Source organism: Amaricoccus sp. (genome assembly GCF_036846665.1).
Lineage (GTDB): Bacteria > Pseudomonadota > Alphaproteobacteria > Rhodobacterales > Rhodobacteraceae > Amaricoccus.
In genome coordinates this window covers 1-4048 of sequence record NZ_DAIUBO010000299.1, presented here as the reverse complement: position 1 = coordinate 4048, position 4048 = coordinate 1, and the positions used below count along the sequence as shown (strand labels likewise).

5 protein-coding genes are annotated in these 4048 nt (G+C 72.8%); 3 read left to right on the top strand and 2 right to left on the bottom strand.

Annotated features, from left to right (window positions below):
- Nucleotides 1-329 (top strand): adenosylcobinamide-GDP ribazoletransferase (locus tag V7050_RS19100; RefSeq protein WP_324411044.1); only part of this gene is annotated, 329 nt, incomplete at its 5' end.
- Nucleotides 320-850, top strand: coding sequence for a histidine phosphatase family protein (locus tag V7050_RS19095; protein ID WP_324369929.1), 531 nt, complete (start codon nucleotides 320-322; stop codon nucleotides 848-850). The genes V7050_RS19100 and V7050_RS19095, both read left to right, overlap by 10 nt.
- On the opposite strand, the gene V7050_RS19090 is transcribed toward V7050_RS19095, so the two are convergent.
- A complete protein-coding gene (locus tag V7050_RS19090) occupies nucleotides 841-1275 on the bottom strand; it encodes an ion channel (RefSeq protein ID WP_324369931.1) in 435 nt (144 codons plus the stop codon). The two genes, V7050_RS19095 and V7050_RS19090, sit on opposite strands and share 10 nt — an antisense overlap.
- Nucleotides 1276-1491: 216 nt before the next feature.
- Nucleotides 1492-2007 (bottom strand): hypothetical protein, encoded by a 516-nt coding sequence (locus V7050_RS19085; protein WP_324369934.1) that lies wholly within the window; start codon nucleotides 2005-2007, stop codon nucleotides 1492-1494.
- Between the two features lie 377 nt (nucleotides 2008-2384).
- Between V7050_RS19085 and V7050_RS19080 the strand changes: the two genes are divergently transcribed.
- The gene (locus V7050_RS19080) at nucleotides 2385-3932 is read left to right on the top strand and encodes a CYTH and CHAD domain-containing protein (protein ID WP_324369936.1); all 1548 of its coding nucleotides are present in this window, start codon (nucleotides 2385-2387) and stop codon (nucleotides 3930-3932) included.
- The last annotated feature ends 116 nt before the right edge of the window (nucleotides 3933-4048 follow it).

Here is a 4048-nt window from a genome sequence, read left to right as displayed (position 1 = left end):
GCCATGCCGCCAGCCGCGCCTCGCTCGTCGCCGCGATGGCGACGAGCCGCTACCTGCGTCCGGAAGGCGCCGGCGCCGGGATGGCGGCGGGCATCGGCGGCAGGCATCTCGGGCTGGCGCTCGCCACCGGCGGCCTCGCGATCCTCGCGCTTCTCGCGGTGCTGCCGCCGCTCGCGGCCCTGGGCGCGCTCGCCGGGCTCGCGCTCGGCCATCTCCTCATGCGCCGGAGCTTCGAGCGCAGGCTTTCGGGCCATACCGGCGATTGCCTCGGCGCGGTGCAGCAGACGAGCGAGCTCGGGCTCTATCTCGGCGTGCTGGCGTGCCTCTGATCCTCCTGCGCCACACGCGGCCGCTCGGCGGCGAAGGCCTCTGCTACGGCCGGAGCGATCTGCCCTTGGCGGCGGATTTCGAGGCGGCGGCGACAAGCCTTCTCGCTGGCCTGCCGCGGGTCGCCGGCATCGTGTCGAGCCCCCGCAGCCGCTGCCGGCGCCTCGCCGAGCGCATCGCCGACGCCCGGCAGCTCGAACTGCAGGTCGATGCGCGCATCGCCGAGATGGATTTCGGCGCCTGGGAGGGCCGGCGGTGGGACGACCTGCCCCGCGGCGAGATCGACGCCTGGGCCGAAGGTTTCCACGGCGCCCGCCCCCATGGCGGGGAGAGCGTCGCCATGCTCGCCGAGCGGGTCGGCGCGGCGCTCGCCGAGACCGCTGCGGACGCGGCGCCGGTGCTCTGGGTCACGCATCTCGGGGTCGTGCGCGCGGCCCGCGCGCTGCGGGGGCAGGCGGCGCCCTGGGAGAGCCGGCTCGGCTTCGGGGAATGGACCCGCCTCCCCGATCCCGCTCAGCGGTGATCGAGCCAGAAGCGCTCCATCGAGAGATAGGTGAAGGACGCCGTCCAGGTGATCAGGATCAGGCCGTTGAGCGATTCGAGCCCCACCACGATGCGCAGGGGGCCGGTGACGACCAGGTCGCCGACGCCGAGCGTCGTGAAGGTCGCCGCGGAGAAATAGAGGTAGTCGACCGGGGTGCCCTCGAGCGCGCCGGAGATCGCCCCGAGCCCGAGGTGGTTGCCCGCCGCCCAATAGGCCCAGCCGTAGAGCGCGATCTCGACGCTATGGGCGAAGAGGGCGGCCGCGATCACCACGAGGATGCGGGCGCGGGGGCGGATCGAGAGCCGCGGCATCAGGTCGGCGGTGAGGCGCAGCGCCTCGTAATGCAGCACGGTCGTCACCACGATGAGAAAGAGCGCCACCGCGCAGACGATCGCATAGTCCATGACGGCTCCCGGCCTGTCGCCGCCCCTGCAGGGGGGCGGGCAGCGGCGGTTTACCGGCTGGAGGCGCGCGCCACAATGCGCGCGCCGGGGCGGCGGCATTTGACACCGTGCCCTCTTCCATCGGAGCTTCGCGCGCCTGGCACCACCATCCCGCCGAGGCCAGGCACCGCCGGGCAGCGCCCGCCCCGCCCCCGTGACGACCACCGGGCGGCCGCGTCAGTTCCAGAGCAGCCCGCCCTTCGGCGGCGCGGCCCAGGGGCCGATGACCACGTTGCCCTGGGCGAGCTCGTTGCGCGCGGTGGTGCTGCCGCTGCGCGCGCGGTCGATCAGGATGCGGCCGTCCTCCGCGGCGCCGCGATCCACCGCGCTGGCGATCACGTCGCGCATATGCACGAAGCCATAGGCCTGCTCGGTCATGTCGGCGGCGTCGTAGGTGGTCTGGCCGAGCCCGACATAGTGGCGGATCGCGCCGTTGCGGCGCAGGCGGTCCTCGAAGAAGGCGCAGGCGATCAGGCATTCGTCGGCGAGCGCGCGGATGGCGTCCCGCGGTGCCCCGGCGTCGAGCGCGGCCGTCACCCGCACGGTCAGCAGGTCGACACCGATGCTGCGGCCCATGAACCGCGCGAAGGTGATGGAGAGATAGGCCTCGAGCGAGGCGGTGAGCGGCACGCCGGCCTTGTCGATGCCTGCCTTGACGAAATCGGAGGCGATGGCGAGCGTGGCCGGGTTCATCGCCGTTCCGTCCCTTCCGGCCGGCGATGGGTCGCGGGGGGCGGAAACCGTCTGCGGCACCGGCCGCGAGATCCGTCTGCGCGCTGGGACATGGTCACCTCATGTCGAACGGCCCTTGTCGAGCCAGGTGTCATCATCGTGCAGAATCGTTAACTTACTCTGTCCTCCTCCGGCCCGGTGCCGGCGCGAGGCCGAAGCATGTCCGCAAAGGCGGAAGAATTCGAATGTCACGGACCGTCGGCGGGCTATAATCTCCCTGCGGCGCGGCCAGTGGGGCAAATCATGTTTCCTCATTCTTCCCATGAGAATAGCACGAATTTCCCACTTCCACCAAGATGCTGGCGCATCGCGCGGCAATGTGATCCCATGGGGCGCAGATGATCGAGACCGAGCTCAAGATCACGCTCGACAGCGAGGGCGAGGCCCGGCTGCGGCGCCATCCCGCGCTCGCCCTCCTGCGGCTGGCGCCGCGCCGGACGCAGTTCCTGCGCTCGGTCTATTACGACACGCCGGAGCATGCGCTCGCCGCCCAGGGCATCGCGCTGCGGCTGCGGCAGGTCGGTCGCCGCTGGGTGCAGACGGTCAAGCGCCGCCGGGAAAGCGCCCACGGCCTCTTCGCCAATCTCGAGGTCGAATGCGCGGCACCGGGCGGCCGGCTGGTGCTCGACGGTCCCGACCCCGAGGGCGTCTATGGCGCGATCGACGCCGCCGCCGGGGCGGCCGCGCTCTCGCCCATCTTCGAGACGCGGGTGCGGCGGACCACCGAGCGGCTGCGCGCGCCCGAGGGCGGCGAGGTCGAGCTCGCCATCGATGCGGGCGAGATCCGGGCGGGCGAGGCGGTCACGGCGATCCGCGAGGCCGAGCTCGAACTGGTCGCAGGGGCGGTGGGCGAGCTCTACGGCATCGCCCGCACGCTCTTTCCCAGCGCCCCGGTGCGCTTCTCGCTGGAGAACAAGTCGGCGCGCGGCTACCGGCTCGCCCGCGGCGAGGCCGAGCCGCCCCTCCGCCCCCGCAATGCCCGGGTCCCGGATTACGCGGCCTCCGCCACCGTCGAATCGGTGGCGCGCGACATCTTCCGCGATTGCCTGGCCCAGATCGCGCAGAACATGGTGATCATCGCCGAGAGCGACGACCCGGAGGGGCCGCACCAGATCCGCGTCGGCCTGCGCCGCCTGCGCACCGCCTTCGCGATCTTCGGCCCCAGCCTGGGCAAGGCGGCGCTGGCGCCGCTCGGGAGCGAGGCGCAGCGGCTCGGGCAGGTGGTCGGACCCTTGCGCGACATCGACGTGCTGACCGGCGAGATCGTCGCGGAGGCGGTGGAGACCGGCCTCGACGCGGCGGCGCGGGAGGCGCTCCTGGGCTCTCTCGCGGCCCGCGGCGCCGAGGTGCGGCGCGCGGTGCGCCGGACGCTGGCCGAGCCCGAGGCGGCGGGGTTTCTCTTCGACCTCGGCCGGCTGATCGAGGGCCGCGGCTGGCTGGCCCCGTCCGATTATTCGCAGACCGAACGGCTGGCGGCCCCGGTGGGCGGTCTCGCCGGCGGCCTGCTCGACGCGCGGCTGCGGCGGGTGCGCAGGCGGGGACGCCGGATCCGCAAGCTCGATACCGAGGGCCTGCACGCCCTGCGCAAGGAGCTGAAGAAGCTGCGCTATGCCGCCGACACCTTCGCGCCGATCTATCCGGGCGCGAAGGTCGCGGCCTATATCAAGGAGCTGAAATCGCTTCAGGACAGCTTCGGCCATCTCAACGACGCCGCCATGGCCGCCGAGGCGCTGACCGGCCCCGAGGCGCCGGGTCGGGACGACGGGGATGTCCAGCGCGCGGTCGGCTGGGTGCTGGGCACGCTGACCGTCCGGGCCGGGCAGCAGCGGCCCGATCTCTTCGCGCGCTGGGACCGGCTGCGCGCGGCGCGGCCGTTCTGGTCGTGAAGGCATGATCCGGGCAGCGACGAGCGGGGGCAGGCATGGCAGATTCATCGGAACGGCTGGACTTCCCCGGCCATGACGGCGGCAGGCTCGCGGCGCGGCTCGACCTGCCGGTCGGG